The organism is Rhodococcus sp. 3258, from assembly GCF_031456475.1.
GTDB lineage: Bacteria > Actinomycetota > Actinomycetes > Mycobacteriales > Mycobacteriaceae > Rhodococcoides > Rhodococcoides fascians.
In genome coordinates this window covers 116,058-131,909 of sequence record NZ_JAVDUT010000005.1, presented here as the reverse complement: position 1 = coordinate 131,909, position 15,852 = coordinate 116,058, and the positions used below count along the sequence as shown (strand labels likewise).

Sequence of the window (15,852 nt, the reverse complement as noted above, 5' to 3'; positions counted from 1 at the left end):
GTCTCAGATCTCCTTGAGCGGTACCGCTCCGAGTTCGCTCACCAACAGCTCCATGGCGACGGTTTCCGGGTCCCGGCGAACCGACGGGTCCGCAGGCTCGGCCGCGGCCTTGAGCAGTTCTTCCTCGTCCTCCGGCGTCTCCGGAGGCGGCGGACCTACCGGCTCGGGATCATCGGGATAGTCCGGGGCCTCGGGCATCGGAATATCTGCGTCCGATCCATCGCCCGCTGAACCGAAACCGTCCGACGTCGGACGGGGAGCCCCTGCCTGGCTCGGCCTCGAGAACTTCGGCAGCGACGCGGGTTTCGCTGCCGGTTCATCTTTTTTTGCTGATGACGGTTCCGGTGGTGCCGCAGCACCCACCAGACATACCACCGACCATTCGACGCCGAACACGTCACGCAGCGCGTCCCGAATGACGTCGGCGTTGCGGGGTTCTTCGAGACGCTTCGCGAGCGGTGCCGAATCGTGGCCCAGAGTGATGGTGCCGTTCTCGACGGTGCGTACCGACGCACCGGACAACATCACCTCGACGGTCCTGCTTCGCTCTCGCACCTTGGTTCGCACCTCGGACCACACCGCGCGGACGGCAGCCGCATCAGGCTCGTTGGAGGCAGCCGCGGGTGCCGCGACAGGCTCGGACTCGGATTCGTACACCGGCTCGGGTTCCGGGCCGTACTCGTCCTCGGGCTCCGGCGGAAAATCCTCGTGGGCGAGTGATTGTTCCGAATACTGTTGCGCTGCAACGGGAGTCGTGACCGGTGCCGGTTCGGGGGTCGGAGCCGGTTCGGGTATCGGAGCTGGCTCGGGTGTCGGAGCCGGTTCAGGTGTCGGAGCTGGCTCGGGTGTGGGAGCCGGTTCGGGTGTGGGAGCCGGTTCGGGTGTGGGAGCCGGTTCGGGTGTGGGAGCCGGCTCGGGTGCGGGAGCCGGCTCGGGTGTGGGAGCCGGTTCGGGGGCTGCAGGCTCGGGTGTGGGAGCGGGCTCGGGGGCTGCAGGCTCTGGCACCGGAGACGGTTCCGGGACCGCCATGGGTTCGGGTGCCGCGACAGGCGCAGGCGCTGGTGTCGGAGCGGGGGTTGGCGCCGGAGCGGGGGCGGACTCGGCGGCCGGCTGTCGCTGGGACGGTCGCTGGAATTTGTTCACCGGGGGCGGGCCGGAGGGCGCAGGCTCGTCGGTCGCGGGCAGCTGTGGTCGTGTCGGGTCTGCGGCTGCCTGTGCCACTGCCGCCTGCTCACCGGCAGGGAGCGTGACGTCCAGGCGGCGTTCGACGCGTTCGAGCCTCTGCAACACGGCCGATTCCGCATCGGAGGCCGAGGGCAGCAGCATCCGTGCGCACATCACTTCGAGCAGCAGGCGCGGCGCGGTGGCCCCTCGCATTTCGCCGAGGCCCGAGTGCACGATCTCGGCGTAGCGAGTCAGCGTCGCCGAGCCGAGCAGGTCCGCCTCGTCGCGGAGTCGTTCGAGGACGTCGCCCGGCACGTCGACCAGGCCACGTTCACCGGCGTCCGGTACGGCCTTCATGAGGATCAGGTCTCGCATGCGATCGAGGAGGTCGATGGCGAAGCGACGTGGGTCGTGGCCGGCGTCCATCACCTTGTCGACGGTGCCGAACAGTGCGCCGCCGTCTCCCGCGGCCAGTGCGTCGACGGCCTCGTCGATGAGCGCGACGTCGGTGACGCCGAGCAGCGACAGAGCTCGCGGGTACGTGACGCCTTCCGGTCCGGCTCCGGCCAGCAACTGGTCCATGACCGACAGCGAGTCACGCGGAGAACCGCCACCCGCGCGGATGACGAGTGGATAGACCGCGTCCTCGACCGGGACCTGTTCCTGACCACAGATCTTCTCGAGCAGGCCGCGCATCGTCGACGGCGCGAGCAGTCGGAACGGGTAGTGGTGGGTTCGCGAGCGGATGGTGGGGAGCACCTTCTCCGGCTCGGTGGTCGCGAAGATGAAGACCAGATGCTCCGGCGGTTCCTCGACGACCTTGAGCAGCGCGTTGAAGCCGGCCGGGGTGACCATGTGTGCCTCGTCGATGATGAAGATGACGTAGCGCGACTCGGCCGGGGCGTACACGGCTTTGTCTCGAAGATCGCGGGCATCGTCGACGCCACCGTGGCTGGCTGCGTCCATCTCGACGACGTCGAAGTTGCCGGGCCCGCCCGGTGCCAGAGCGACGCAGGAGTTGCACACACCGCAGGGCGTGGAGGTCGGTCCTTCGGCGCAGTTCAGCGATCGGGCGAGGATGCGCGCCGAGGACGTCTTTCCGCAGCCACGAGGGCCTGAGAAGAGATAGGCGTGGTTGATTCTGTTGGAATCGAGCGCCACGCTGATCGGTTCGGTGACGTGCTCCTGACCGACGACTTCGGCGAACGTCGCAGGACGGTACTTCCGGTAGAGGGCCACGCCCGAAAGGGTACCGGCGACCGACGACAGTGTTGCATCGCGCGTCGGTGTGCGCGGTGGAACCAAGGGTTCAGTTGCATCGCGCGTCGGTGGGCGCGAGGAACCAATGGTTCAGTTGCATCGCGCGACGGAACCCACGGCTCGGTTGCATCAGTGTGGACCGACGGACACCGCTCTGATGTTCATGATCGCGAAGCTTTCCCGGGCGCCGGTGGACGTCGACAGCGCGAGTAGCCAGTTGCCGTCCTGCAGCGCGTCCGAGATCGCGTGCCGCACGATTGCGCCTTTGGAGTTCTGATAGTCGATCGAGACGGGTGCGCCGCGCGCTGCGGCGTCGGTCAACGCATCGAGCTCCCGTGGCAGCAGTCTGCTGTGCGTGCTGAGTGCGGAACGCACCCGCGCGTCGTCGACGGTGCCGGAGTCGCCCGTCCGCAGCAGCTGTGCCAGCTCGCGTGATTCGCGTCGAACTGGTGCTGCGGGTGCGCTCGGGTGCGGGGTGCGGGTGGTGTTGGCGCGGACCTTGGTCGCGCTGGCCAGCTCGAGCCGGCCGGTGTCGGAATGTCGCACCGGGGAGTATCCGTGCCTGCGCAGCACCGCGAGAGTGTCGATGGGTGTGGCAGAACTGATCAGGACTGTCGGCGCGAGCCGCTGGAACTTCAGCACCGCCAATGCCTCGTCCGTCTCGATGTTCGTCAGCAGTACGACGTCCTCGGAGACGATGGCACACGGGATCTTGCGCACGGCCAGTGCTCCGTAGGTGCGCCAACAGTCTCGGATCGTGTAAGCCAGGGCTTGGGGAACGTCGGTGTCGGCCATCTCGGCGAGGGCGTCGATCAACTCCTCCCCGGTACCGCCGGTGTCGAAGAAGCTGCGGATCGTCGCCGGGGTGAACCGCCAGACCGACGCCACTTCCCGCGACTCGGGTTGCGCGGCCGCACCGAGTATCGACGCCACCTCGGTGCTCGGCGGCCCGGTGACCACTGCGGTCGAATCGGGCAGCAGGCGCACCGAGAACGGCACCCAGTCGGCCATATCCTGTAGCTGCGTTGCCAGCGCGGAGGCAATCTGGCGCGGATCGCCGTCTCGGCCCACTCGGAAGTCCGTCAGGGTGGCGCACAGATCTGTCGGTGCGCCGTCGGCCAGAACTCCGAGACGGGTGGCCTCGGCCCAGAGTGCGCGCACGTGGCCGGGCGCGGCGCTCGTCGCGACGACCGGGATATGCCACTCGAGGTAGCGGGCGAATTCGTCGGGATCGGACAACACCGGCGTCGGGCTGTCGGATCCACCGAGGCGCAGAAGAGCCGCCAAGGCAGTCGAACGCACGTCTGCGGCTGCGGGATCGTCGAGCATCTTCTTGAGCACCGGCGCGGTCTTCTGGGAGGATCGTGGCACCCGATGGGTCGGAGTGAAGGGCGAGCACCACCACGCGGCCAGCAATGCTGCCGCCTGTTCGGATCGCGAGCTCGTCGACCATGTTTCGTAGGTCGAGGTCAATGCGATACCGGTCTTTCCCCGGTCGGCGAGCAAACCGGCTTCGCGCGCCAGCATCAGCATCAGCGCGGTGTGATGCTCGTCGGCGAATCCCAGACGAGCAGTCAGCGCACGGAGCTCTTTGGCGCTGAGGCCACCGGTCTTCATCATTGCCAGGCCATCGGTGTCGATTGCAGTCAACAACGCCTGCGTGTGCTCACAGAACTGCAGCAAGGCTATGGAGCGGGCGCGCTGCGAGTCATCCTGCGAGAGAGCATGATTGGCGAATTCCGGCGGCCTGAGCTCGATGGGCAATCGCCACCCGTCTCCTCGCAGCGCGATGCTCACTTCCAACGGCATCTCGACGCGATGCCCGTCCAATCGATACAGCAATCCGCGCTCGAAGGCGGCGGTACCTGCGGTCGGAGGCACGTCGAAGATCAACGACGCCGGTTGTCCATCGACGAAGCGAGACAACATCTCTCGCATCTCGGGCGGGCCGTCGTCGTACAAAGCTCGGATACGTTCGGGGGTCATCGCGGCCGCGACGGCGTCGGCGCGTTCGGCTCGATCGTGCGAGGAGTCGACTCCGAGGCGGGTCAGCAAAGCAAGTCGGTCCTGCTCGACGGCGCAGTGCAAGAACAACTTTCGCTGCCTGCGGGCAAGCCCGAATGGGTGCGAGAACACGCCGGACAGATCGACGGGGCGGTACTCGACCGCGTCCGAGCCCCCTGCCGTGTGCGGCCAGATCAGGCCGTAGGCCATCAGAGTGTTCAGGGCTGCATCGATATGCGCCGTCTCGTTCGAGATTCCCTCGCCCGTCCAGTGGCCGATCTCGGCGCGGCTGAGATCCTCCATGAGCGCGAACAACTCGAGCAGGTCGAGCGCTCCCCTGTCGAGTTTTCGAGGCAACGCCGCCACCCGCCAGGGCGAGCCGAGGAGTTGCGCGAGCAACCCGAACGAGCGGGGTGGCGGGTCGGTCGCCACGTCCGGTCGACGTCGCAGCAGATCCGTCAGTGCGTCCTCGTCGAGCGAGGCCAGCCACCCCTCGTACGTCCCGATCTTCTCGGTCATCTCGTCCCCCCGGTGCAAGTTCTGCCACAACGTACCGACGGGCACCGACAGACTTATTTGTTCTTGGCTGCCGCTTTCGCTGCCTTCTTGAATTCGCGTACCTCGAGCAGGGACTTCTCGTCGACGACATCGGCGATGGATCGACGTGCACCCTCGTCGCCGTACGCTCCGGCGGCCTTTCGCCACCCCTCGGGCGTCACGCCCATCTGCTTGCCGAGCAGCGCGAGGAAGATGCGCGCCTTCTGGTCGCCGTAGCCGGGAAGTGCTTTGAGACGCTTCAGAACCTCGGCACCGTCGGGGTCGTCGCGGGTCCAGATTTCCTGCGGCTTGCCGTCGTAGTTCTCGACCAGAAACGCGGCGAGTCCCTGGATGCGCTTGGCCATCGAGCCGGGAAAACGATGCACGGCCGGGGTCTGCGCGCACAATGCGGCGAAGTCGTCCGGATCGGCGTCGGCGACGGTATCGACCTTCAGATCACCGAGGCGGTCGACGAGCTTCTTCGGCCCGGCGAAGGCGGATTCCATCGGCACCTGCTGATCGAGAAGCATGCCGATCAACAGCGCGAACGGATCCTCGGCGAGCAATGCATCGGCCTCCGGATCGCCGACGAGGTGCAGAGTGCGAGACATGGCCTCGATCCTGCCACCCGTGGCTGTCGATCTGTGTCCGGGGCGCAACAGAACCGTAGGCACTGTGCGAGACGACCTGTTTCACACCAGCCAGATCACCAGCGACATGGCGAGAAACAACACCAGCTGGTAACTGCAGTTGATGAGCGTCAGCTTGGGAGGTTTCAGCTCGAAGGCATTGTGTTGAAGCAACGTAGTTGCCGAGAACGCCATCCAAGCGACCAGGCCGACAAGCAGTGGGACCCACACCGATTCATTCCCGACAGCCGTGAATGCAACGCTGATGGCGGTGGCCAGACCCACGGCAGTGATGCTGTTGGCGACAAGAAGCTGCACCATGTTTCTTGTGCCGGCATTTTTGGACTGTTGCGGGGTGATGCCGGTCAGTTGCCACCATGGGGCAACGAAAACCTTGCCGTACCAGATGCCGGCGACTCCCATGCCGGCCACGATTGCCAGCACTACGCCGAGCCAATCCAGTTCCATGTGCTCCCCCTTGTCCGAACGAGCTCCAGAATGTCTCGTTCATCCTTTCGCGAAGCGCGCTGCTTCCGTGCGGTTCTGGGCACCGAGTTTGGTCAACACATTCGACACGTGCACGCTGACGGTCTTGACGCTGATCACGAGTCGCTCGGCGATCTGCTTGTTGGTGCATCCCTCGCCCAAGAGTTCCAGAACGTCCCACTCGCGACGAGTCAAAAGGTCCGCGCCCGCGGGTCGACGCGCATCACCGAGTCTCACGGTGACCCCGAGTCGGTCGTAGATCGCGATGGCCTCATCGGCCGTGTGTGCGGCTGCCGCCCGCTCCCCCGCCGCCTCGAGGGCTTCGGCGAGCGACTGCAGTGCACGGGCACGCTCGAACGGCTGAATTGCGAAGACGTCGACGGCCACACGCCATGCCGCCACCACAGAGACAGCATCCCCGTATCCGCAGTTGAGACGCAGGTGGGCCAACTCGGCCTCGCCTCGCCGTAGCCACGCGGTCGACTCCCAACCGTAGGACGGGCTGGAACTCGCTGTGCGCTCGATCTCGGAGTGCAGGCGTGATCCGATGTCCAGTGCGGCCTGCGCACCGATGTCCGTCGACCCGCGGCGCGCCGCTTCCATCGCCAGTACCGACAATCTGATGCGTCCCCCGAACCATGGGTTGTGCCATTGCGCACCCACGGTCGCGACAGCGGCTTCGAGACCGGTGATCACGTCGCCGAACCGCCCGTTGCACAACGCTCTATAGGCAACAGCTGCGCTCGTCAGAATCGTGATCAAGCCATCCTGAGACTCGAAGGGCCGAACGCGTTCGATGTCGGCCGCGAGTTCCTCGTCCCCGATTGCGGCACGAATCTGAAACCCTGCACACAGCTGCTCGGCCGAACCCAAAGGTGGTGCGTCCGATTCGATCCGAGCCAAGTCGGCAAGGGCGAGTGTCCAGTCACCCGAGTAGTACCGCACGTTCGCCAACTGGACACGCGCCCCGACGCCGTAGGGCGTCCATTGGCGGCCGGCGGATCGGGCGATCTCGACTGCCTCCTCGAACGACTCCTGGGCCGATACGAAATTCCCGTCGTCGAATTCGACCATTCCGAGATTGAACTTGCTGCGCAACAGATTCCCGATGTCACCGCATCCTCGCGCGAGTGCGGCGGTACGAATGAGGAGCGTGCGCGACGCCGCGGGGTCATTGTGGCGTCTATGTAAGCGTGCCAGCGTGATTCGTGCATCTGCCGACAGCCCCGGGTCACCGAGGGATTCTGCGATACGTACAGACTCCTCGGCCCAGGCGAGCGACTGATCCTCCCGGCCCAACGCCTCGGTTATCCGAGCACCGAGACCGGTCAATTGCACTCTCCAGAAGGCGAATTCCCCCGCGGCCGCGATGATCAAAGCGCGCTCGACGGCCGCCAGGGCCGAATCCTCTCGTTCGATCGCCAGAGCCGATGTCGCCTCGGCATGCAACAAGTCGAGTCGCTCGGGGATCGTCAGCGCATCCCCACCCCGTTCCAGTTCGGCACGGACGACGGAGAGCGCCCGCAGGTCTTGCCCTGCTGCCGTCGACGCCGACGCGTATTCCAACACCAGTGCCGTCTCCGTCGGCTCCCATTGCGGCTGTCGCAGTTCCAGTGCGGCGGCGAGGTGAGCCATGGCCTCAGCAGGAGCAGCCAGCGTCATCGCCTCGCGCCCGCATCGACGTGGGCTCCGAACGCCTTCGGCAGATCGTGCGCCGATCCTGCGTGTCGAGCCAGGTCCGCGGCAGCGCCACGATGCCGGTGTTCGGTGAGCGTGTCGACGAAAGACGCGTGCAACCTCGCACGACGGCCGGGCAGGACGTCGTCGTAGATGGCATCGGCCAGGAGCGCGTGCCGAAAGACGTAGTAGAAGTCGGTGGTCTCCACCAGCCGGGCGTCGACGATCTCGCGGATCACGTCTTCGAGCCGGTCCTCGTCCAGACCGGTCACCTTTGCCAGGACCTCGTGCGCGACGCGGGGGCCACCCACCGCCATGGTTTCGGCTACCGACTTCGCCTCGGGCGACAAGGCGTCGAGCCGGACCAGCAGTAGCTCGGCAAGGCCCGGCGGAATCGACGATCCGGGACGCTGGCCGGCAGATACGAGTTCTTCGATGAAGAATGGATTGCCGCCCGATCTCTCCACGATGACGTCCCGGGATGCCACATCCGTCGCTGCAGGAAGCGAATCGAGGAGGCGATACGACGATTCGACGTCGAGAGGCGTCACGTCGACTCGACGGACGTAGCTCAGACGCGTCCACTCGGAGAGCGACTGCCGGAGTGGGTGTTTGCGATGCAGATCGTCGCTACGATACGAGATCACCAAGGACACGTGCGTTTTCGCGAGCCTCGACAGCAGAAATGTCATGAGCTCACGGGTGGAGGTGTCCGCCCAGTGCGCATCCTCGACGATGACGAGCGCCGGGCGGTCGGCCCCAGCTGCAGTCAGGGCGACGAGCGCAGCATCGAACAGTTCGGTCCGTGTGGTGTGCGGGAGTGGACCGAACAATTCGGTGAACGCGAGGTACGGAATTCCGACCTCACCGAGGTCCAAGCACCGCCCGACCAGTACCCGAGATCCGCGTGCTTCCACATTGCGCCGCAGTTCTGCCAGCAGCCGCGTTTTGCCGACACCGGCGTCACCGGACAGGACGACCGCGGCAGGTACGCCTCGGACAGCATCGGCGACGACCTGTTCGAGCGCCGCGAGTTCGGCGTCCCGTCCGATCAGAGTGCGAGCCACGCCAACAAACTACGCCGCACTCGTGGTCGATGGTCGTTCTGTGCGCGGCTGCGCACCCGGCGGTCGTACGCTCGCAGCGAATCGGCAACACGGCGTTCATGATCGGCCAGAACATCATAGGTGGGGTGCATGAAACCCACTCTGGCTCCGCCGCACCGTCCGCACATCGGACGAGTTCCCTATCTTCGGTCGAACCGACGTGCGAGAAAGCCCTAGGGAACAGCCGCGATTACCTCACAGGGGACATGTCAGGTGATCGACACCAGTTGAGTGATGTCGTCAAAGGGCAGCGGCCCATCCACGACGGCTCCGACGACAGCGCTGTTGAGGATGATCGATCCGCCGTGATTGTCGAGGAAAGCGGTGTCGGCTGCGTCGCGTCCGGTTGCGATGCGCACCAGGGTCGATCGCGGCGCGAGGCAGGTGGCGTCGACCACTCGCCATTGTCCTTCGACGAAGGCTTCGGCGACGGCGTGGAAGTCCATCGGATCGCAGCCCGGCGCGTACACGGCCACGAGTCGAGCGGGCACGTTCACTGCGCGGAGCAGTGCGACGACGAGGTGGGTGTAGTCGCGGCACACTCCGGCACCGGCGAGGAGGGTGTCGACGGCGCCGTCGATGGGGTCGCTGCTGCCGGGAACGTAGCTCAGCCGGGCTCCGACCCAAGACGACACCTCGGCGAGAAGCTTCTCCGACGGCGGGTACGAGCCGAATTCCGTTGCTGCGAAACCGAAGAACTTGTCTGCCTCGGCGTAGCGGCTCGGCCGCAGATACAGCGACAGGTCGTAATCGGACACCGGTGCGGGGTCGGTGTTGCCGTAGATCGTCGCCGAGTACGACGCTTCGAGCTTGCCGACGTCGGCGTGCAGCTTGTGGATGCGGGTGCCGTGCGCGCCGCTGATTTCCTGCGCTTCGACGGGTTGACCGTCGAGCGTGAACGAGAGCGCTTCCCACACTTCGGTTCCTGGATGCGGCGCGATCGCGATCTGGAACTCGAGGGTGCTGGCCTCGGTCACATCGACATCGAGGTACGCGGAGACGTCACGTTTCATCGTGCCGATCCTGCCATCTCCGAGCGGTTCTCGCAGACTAAGACTCGTCGGTGGGGCGAGCTCCGGTCACCAGGAAGATGACCCGTTTCGCGACCTCGACGGTGTGGTCGGAATACCGCTCGTAGAAGCGGCCGAGCAACGTGATGTCGACGGCGGCCGGTACACCGTGCGGCCAGTCGGGCGCGGAGGTCAACATGAACAGGCTGCGGTGCAGTGCGTCCATCTCCTCGTCCTGCGTTCGCAGACTCGCGGCGAGTTCGGCGTCCCGCGTCTCGAGCACCCGTTGGGTCGCCTCCGCTTGTGCGATGGCTACCCGACCCATCTCGGTGAACACGCCCTCGACCTCGGGCGGGAGGACGTGTGCGGGGTGACGGCGGCGGGCCAGCTCGGCGATGTGCACCGCAAGCCCACCCATGCGCTGGAGGTCGGCCACGATGTTGATCCCGGACACGACACGGCGCAGATCGTGGGCAACCGGTGACTGTCGAGCGAGGAAGGCGAAGGCCTCGTGTTCCCATTCGACGGCGAGAGTGTCGATCTCTTCGCGGTACTCGATCGTCTGCTCAGCGAGCACGATGTCGGCGGTGAGCAGCGCGCGCGTGGCGTCAGCCATCGCTCGTTCCGCGATTCTCGACATTTCGGACAGCTCCGACGCCAACGTGTCGAGCGCCTCCGTGTAACTGTCCCGCATGTTCACTCACCCCAACCGCTCGACAGCCCAACCTCAGGGCATTGGAGGGCAGTACCCTGCTGCGCATCCTTCTACACCCTCACACCGCTGTGGGCTCGTTGGAGAACTCGACGGTGTGACGTCGGTCATGCCTGCTGAACACGAATCGATTGCCGACATGGGAGGGAACGCCGAACGGCCCGCGCTCGGTGAGCGCGGGCCGTTCGATCATCGGTTGCCGATCAGCAATTCGACGGGGCGGGCACTCCGTAGAAGCGATCCTTGATCCAGCTCTGAGCTTCGCCGAGACCGAGGATGTCCGGGATCAGATGCCCGGCACCGGAACCCGGCACGATAGCCGGGACCTGCGCGGAACTGAGCTGCACTGTTGCACCCTTGCCGCACCAGTCGCCGGCCAGTTCGACGGCCTGACCGTGGGGCACGATGTCGTCGGAGGTACCGGACTGGATCAGTACCGGGGCATTCGGCGTACGCTCACCGATCTTGTTCTTGGCCAGGATTTCCTGCGCGACGGGCAACCTGTCCAGCACGACCGACAACGGCTCGCCGGTCTTGGTGTACTCGTTGGTGCGGTGCAGCCCGACGTTCAGAATCGTCTCTCCGACACACTGATTCGCGACCAGGTTGAGCATGGCCTTTCCTGCGTCGTTGATGTTCTCGTCGACGATCGGCTGCAGACCGGGGTCGGAATTGAGCAGGCCGTTGAGGGTGTAGCCGATCACGCCCGTGAGGATGGTGCCGTCGACCTGTTCGAGGGTCGCCTTCAGATCCGCGGGAGGTGCTCCTGCGTAGGTGCCGACCAGGTCGAGTTCCGGGGCGTATTCATCGGCGATCTCGGCCGCCGCTGCGGCAGCTCCGCCACCCTGCGAGTAGCCGTAGGCCGCGACCGGGCCGTCGCCGGAGATCTTGGTGCCCTGCAACTGCCGAGCTGCGCGGGCCGCGTCGAGCACGGCATGGGCCTCGGACGCGCGGTTCACATAGGTGTGCGCGCCCGGCGTGCCGAGACCCTCGTAATCGGTGATCACGACGCCATAGCCTTGGGAGAGAAGCGAATACGCGGCCAGTACCTCGTACTCGACCATGAATCCGAGCGGCGGGGTGTAGGTGATGACGTTGTTGAGCATCTTCGACGGCGCGCACTGATCGCCCTGCCCCTGCGTTCCCGGTGCCAACACCACGAGCGGGCGCGGCCCCGGACCGGTCCACGGCGCGGCCGGGTCGATGTAGGTACCCGTGACGGCGTTGGCGTCGTCGTTGGAATCGGTGCTGCGGTACATGATTCGGGTTGCCTCACCCGGCAGGGTGCCGCCGATGCCCGGCACCGACAGCGCGAGATGCGAAGGCTCGGAACGAATCACGTCGCCCGGCGCGCCGGCGGGCAGCGGGCTCGGCGGAATGTAGAAGTCGGATTCGACGGTCGAACCCGTCGACGGTGCTGCCGACACGGCCGGCGCAGTCACCCCCATGAACACTGCCATCACTGCCACGGCCGAACCGAAGACACGCGTCGAACGCAAATCGAACCCCCAACGTCTGAACACCTGCTGCCAGGTGTGCGCTACCCCGCGTAGCACTTACCGTGACGCACCTTACGTGACGGCGCACACAACGTACAGACCGAAGTTGGACGAATCACCAGTCAGCGGCGGCGACCGTGCATGGCCGCCTTCGCCGTATCCACTTCGTCGTCGGTGAAGGGACGTCCGGGGAGCTCCGATCGGGGTACCGAATCACCGCGCAGGCCGTCGAGCAGCACCGTGAAGTACCGACGCCAGTTCGCGGGATCGACATGACTGGAGAATTCGACGGTCGAGCCGATCATCCCCAGCACCGGATAGAAGTCGGTGACGGCCACATCGGGACGCAGCTGACCGGATTCGAGGGCGCGATCGACGATTTTCGCGAAGAACGGATCGATCCGTCGGCGCATCTCCGCGATGCCGCGGCACCCCTCGTCCGACCCGAGGACCACATCACCGAGCCCGCGGTCGGAGGCCATTTCCTCGCATACGTCCGAGAGAAAGCCCACCAACCCACTCCAGGGATCTTCCGCTTCGAGGGCGCGTTCGGCACTGGCGAGCATTCCCTCGAGGCGCTGCTCGAAGACGCCGTCGATGAGCTCTTCCTTGCACGAGAAGCGGCGATAGACGGTGCCGACGCCCACCTTGGCGTGTGCGGCGACGTCGTCGAGCGTGATGTCGATACCGCGGGAAGCGAACAACTCGCGAGCCGCGTCCACGATGCGGCGTCGGTTGCGTTCGGCATCCGCCCGTAGGGGCTTCGATGCCGCTGTGTCCGCTCTCACACTCATTCGATGTCCGTTTCACCCGATAAGCGGAGGACATTCCTCCACTTAGCTGCTACCTTTGCCCTACAACCGGAGGATACACCTCCGCATAGTCGAACCGAGGACACCATGACCACCCTTTCATCGGAGAACGTGGACGGCGCAACGTCGACCACGACGCCGGCGGACGAGCGTGCGCACCGGAATCGCTGGTTGATTCTCGCCACTCTCGGACTGGCCCAGCTCATGGTCGTGCTCGACGCGACCATCGTGAACATCGCACTCCCCGCCGCCCAGCTCGATCTGGGCTTCGACAACGCCGACCGCTCCTGGGTCGTCACCGCCTACGCACTCGCGTTCGGCAGCCTGTTGCTCCTCGGTGGACGCTTGAGCGACCTCTTCGGTCGACGTAACACCTTCCTCATCGGCCTCGTCGGCTTCGCGTTGATGTCGGCAGTGGGCGGCGCGGCCGTCAACTTCGGCATGCTCGTCGCTGCCCGCGCCGGTCAGGGCGTCTTCGGTGCGCTGCTGGCACCCGCGGCCCTGTCACTGCTGGCCACCACCTTCACCGACACCAAAGAACGCGCCAAGGCCTTCGGCATCTTCGGTGCCATCGCCGGCGGCGGAGGCGCACTGGGTCTACTGCTCGGCGGCATGCTCACCGAGTGGGCCAACTGGCGCTGGAGCCTGTACGTCAACCTGATCTTCGCTGCGCTCGCCTTCGTCGGAGCCTTCCTGTTCTTGGCCAAGCACAAGGTCGACGTCCGACCCAAGCTCGACATCCCCGGAACGATCGCCGTCTCCGCTGCGCTGTTCTCGATCGTCTACGGCTTCGCCCACGCCGAGTCCGACGGCTGGAGCAACCCCGTCACCCTCGGCTTCCTTGCGGCAGGTGTCGTTCTTCTCGCCGTCTTCGTAACCATCCAGAATCGCGTCGAACACCCTCTGCTGCCGCTGCGCATCGTTCTGGATCGCACCCGGGCCGGATCATTCCTCGCGGTGTTCGTCACCGGCGCAGGCATGTTCGCGGTGTTCCTGTTCCTGACCTACTACCTGCAGAGCACGCTGAAGTACACCCCGATCACCACCGGGTTCGCGTTCATGCCGATGATCGCGTCGCTGATCCTCACCGCGACACTGTCGACGGCACTGATCCTCCCCCGGTTCGGACCGCGCATCCTCATGACGACCGGCCTGGTCGTCGCGTCGATCGGTATGGGACTGCTCACCCAGATCGATCTGGACAGCAGCTACGTCACGCACATCCTGCCCGGCCTGATCATCATGGGTCTCGGACTCGGTGCCACCATGGCACCGGCCATGCAGGGCGCAATCTCGGGCGTCGCCCCGGACGACTCCGGCGTCGCGTCGGCAACGGTGAACACCATGCAGCAGGTGGGCGGCTCGATCGGCACCGCACTCCTGAGCACCGTGGCAGCCAACGCCGCTACCAGCTACGTCAGCTCCAACATGGCGACGGCAACCGATGCGGCTCTGCTGCAGGCCAACGCCGAAATTGCCAGCTACACGACCACCTTCTGGTGGGCGTCGGGCATCTTCCTACTGGGCGCGGTGCTCTCGGCCACGCTTTTGAAGAAGGGGCCGTTGCCCTCCGCTCCCGAGGGTGCGGTCGTCGTCGGGCACTGAGAGCGGCTTCGCCTGATGTGAGTGGAAACGCGTAGCCTGCTACGAGTTTCCACTCACATGCGTTCAGCCTTCGAGCAGCTTCTCCGTCGCGGCCAGCAGAACGCAGGTCGCGACGCCGTCCATAGACTTCTCCAGCTCACCGAGCGACGGGAAGCTCGGGGCCAGGCGAATGTTCTTGTCTTCCGGATCTTTTCCGTACGGGAAGGCCGAGCCGGCGGCCGTCAGAGCGATTCCGGCATCCTTGGCCAGCGCGATCGACCGCGCAGCCGTGCCTTCGAGCACATCGAGACTGATGAAGTAGCCGCCCTTGGGCTCGGTCCACGACGCGATCTTCGACGCACCGAGCCGGTCCTCGAGGATCTGCTGCACCAGCGCGAACTTGGGCTTCAGGATCTCGCGATGCTTGGCCATGTGAGCCCGCACCCCCTCGGCGTCACCGAAGAAACGCAGGTGACGTAGCTGGTTGAGCTTGTCCGGTCCGATGCTCTTCTTACCGAGGTGCTTCTGATACCAGGCAAGGTTCTCCTCGGAACTGCCGAAGAAGCTGACGCCCGCACCGGCGAACGTGACCTTCGACGTCGAGGCGAACACGAACGCACGATTGGGGAACCCGGCCTCCGCCGCCATCCCGATGACGTCGTAGGACGGCGCGAACTCCTCGGTCAGCGGATGCACCGCGTAGGCGTTGTCCCAGAACAGACGGAAATCGGGTGCGGCTGCGGGCATCGTGGCCAGCGCGCGAACGACCTCTTCGGAGTAGACGGCACCGGTAGGATTGGCGTAGTTCGGCACGACCCACATGCCCTTGATCTGCGGATCCGACGCCACCAAGTTGGCGATCTCGTGCACGTCCGGTCCGTCCGGACCCATCGGCACCGTAATCATCTCGATGCCGAAGCTCTCGGTGATCGCGAAGTGACGGTCGTAGCCGGGGGCCGGGCACAGGAAGCGAACGTTCGGCTCCGCCGACCACGGGCGCGGCGAATCCGAGAGCCCGTGCAGCAGAGCCCAGACCACGAGGTCCTGCATGATTTCGAGGCTGGCGTTGTTGCCGGCCACCAGGTTCTTCACCGGGATGCCGAGCAACTCGCCGAAAATGGCACGCAGTTCCGGCAGACCCGCAAGGCCACCGTAGTTGCGGCAATCGGTGCCATTGCCGTCCTTGTAGTCCGCGCCGGGGAGCGTCAACAGATCGGCAGCGAGATCGAGCTGCTCAGGCGACGGCTTGCCGCGGGTCAGATCCAGCTTTAGATTCTCGGCTTTGAGCTGCGTGTACTTCGCGCTCTGCCGCTCGTGCTCGGAGGCGAGCTCCTCATGGTTCATCAGACCCAACTGGGTTTGCGCTGGCATG

General features: G+C 65.5%; 12 protein-coding genes. 1 reads left to right on the top strand and 11 read right to left on the bottom strand.

Going from position 1 to position 15,852, the window contains the following annotated elements:
* Positions 1-3: 3 nt before the first annotated feature.
* From J2X62_RS16775 to J2X62_RS16730, 10 genes are all read right to left on the bottom strand, one after another.
* Positions 4-2,403 carry a DNA polymerase III subunit gamma and tau gene (locus tag J2X62_RS16775; protein ID WP_310182043.1) on the bottom strand — a complete coding sequence of 800 codons (2,400 nt, stop codon included), beginning with the start codon at positions 2,401-2,403 and terminating at the stop codon, positions 4-6.
* Positions 2,404-2,553: 150 nt separating this feature from the next.
* Complete coding sequence (locus J2X62_RS16770; protein WP_310182041.1) at positions 2,554-4,947, bottom strand: helicase-associated domain-containing protein; 2,394 nt, start codon at positions 4,945-4,947, stop codon at positions 2,554-2,556.
* Positions 4,948-5,000: 53 nt separating this feature from the next.
* Positions 5,001-5,576: an HhH-GPD-type base excision DNA repair protein gene (locus tag J2X62_RS16765; RefSeq protein ID WP_310182039.1), complete on the bottom strand. Its 576-nt coding sequence runs from the start codon at positions 5,574-5,576 to the stop codon at positions 5,001-5,003.
* Positions 5,577-5,657: 81 nt separating this feature from the next.
* Positions 5,658-6,062, bottom strand: coding sequence for a DUF1761 domain-containing protein (locus J2X62_RS16760; protein WP_204859165.1), 405 nt, complete (start codon positions 6,060-6,062; stop codon positions 5,658-5,660).
* A 39-nt stretch (positions 6,063-6,101) separates the two neighbouring features.
* A complete protein-coding gene (locus tag J2X62_RS16755) occupies positions 6,102-7,742 on the bottom strand; it encodes a LuxR C-terminal-related transcriptional regulator (RefSeq protein WP_310182038.1) in 1,641 nt (546 codons plus the stop codon).
* Positions 7,739-8,824 carry an AAA family ATPase gene (locus J2X62_RS16750; RefSeq protein ID WP_310182036.1) on the bottom strand — a complete coding sequence of 362 codons (1,086 nt, stop codon included), beginning with the start codon at positions 8,822-8,824 and terminating at the stop codon, positions 7,739-7,741. Before J2X62_RS16750 ends, J2X62_RS16755 begins: the two co-directional genes overlap by 4 nt.
* A gap of 248 nt (positions 8,825-9,072) precedes the next feature.
* Positions 9,073-9,876, bottom strand: a complete 804-nt coding sequence (locus tag J2X62_RS16745) for a transglutaminase family protein (protein ID WP_045841454.1) — start codon at positions 9,874-9,876, stop codon at positions 9,073-9,075.
* 37 nt (positions 9,877-9,913) lie between these two features.
* Positions 9,914-10,567 (bottom strand): phosphate signaling complex protein PhoU, encoded by a 654-nt coding sequence (phoU, locus tag J2X62_RS16740; RefSeq protein ID WP_027494559.1) that lies wholly within the window; start codon positions 10,565-10,567, stop codon positions 9,914-9,916.
* Positions 10,568-10,788: 221 nt separating this feature from the next.
* Positions 10,789-12,045, bottom strand: coding sequence for a lipase family protein (locus J2X62_RS16735; RefSeq protein WP_045841657.1), 1,257 nt, complete (start codon positions 12,043-12,045; stop codon positions 10,789-10,791).
* Positions 12,046-12,206: 161 nt separating this feature from the next.
* The gene (locus J2X62_RS16730) at positions 12,207-12,878 is read right to left on the bottom strand and encodes a TetR/AcrR family transcriptional regulator (protein ID WP_032369276.1); all 672 of its coding nucleotides are present in this window, start codon (positions 12,876-12,878) and stop codon (positions 12,207-12,209) included.
* 105 nt (positions 12,879-12,983) lie between these two features.
* Here J2X62_RS16730 and J2X62_RS16725 point away from each other — a divergent pair, with 105 nt between their 5' ends.
* Positions 12,984-14,501, top strand: coding sequence for a DHA2 family efflux MFS transporter permease subunit (locus J2X62_RS16725; protein ID WP_032364593.1), 1,518 nt, complete (start codon positions 12,984-12,986; stop codon positions 14,499-14,501).
* Positions 14,502-14,564: 63 nt separating this feature from the next.
* Here the strand turns inward: J2X62_RS16725 and J2X62_RS16720 are convergent, their stop codons facing one another.
* Positions 14,565-15,851, bottom strand: a complete 1,287-nt coding sequence (locus J2X62_RS16720; RefSeq protein ID WP_094717085.1) for an aminotransferase class I/II-fold pyridoxal phosphate-dependent enzyme — start codon at positions 15,849-15,851, stop codon at positions 14,565-14,567.
* Position 15,852 lies beyond the last annotated feature (1 nt).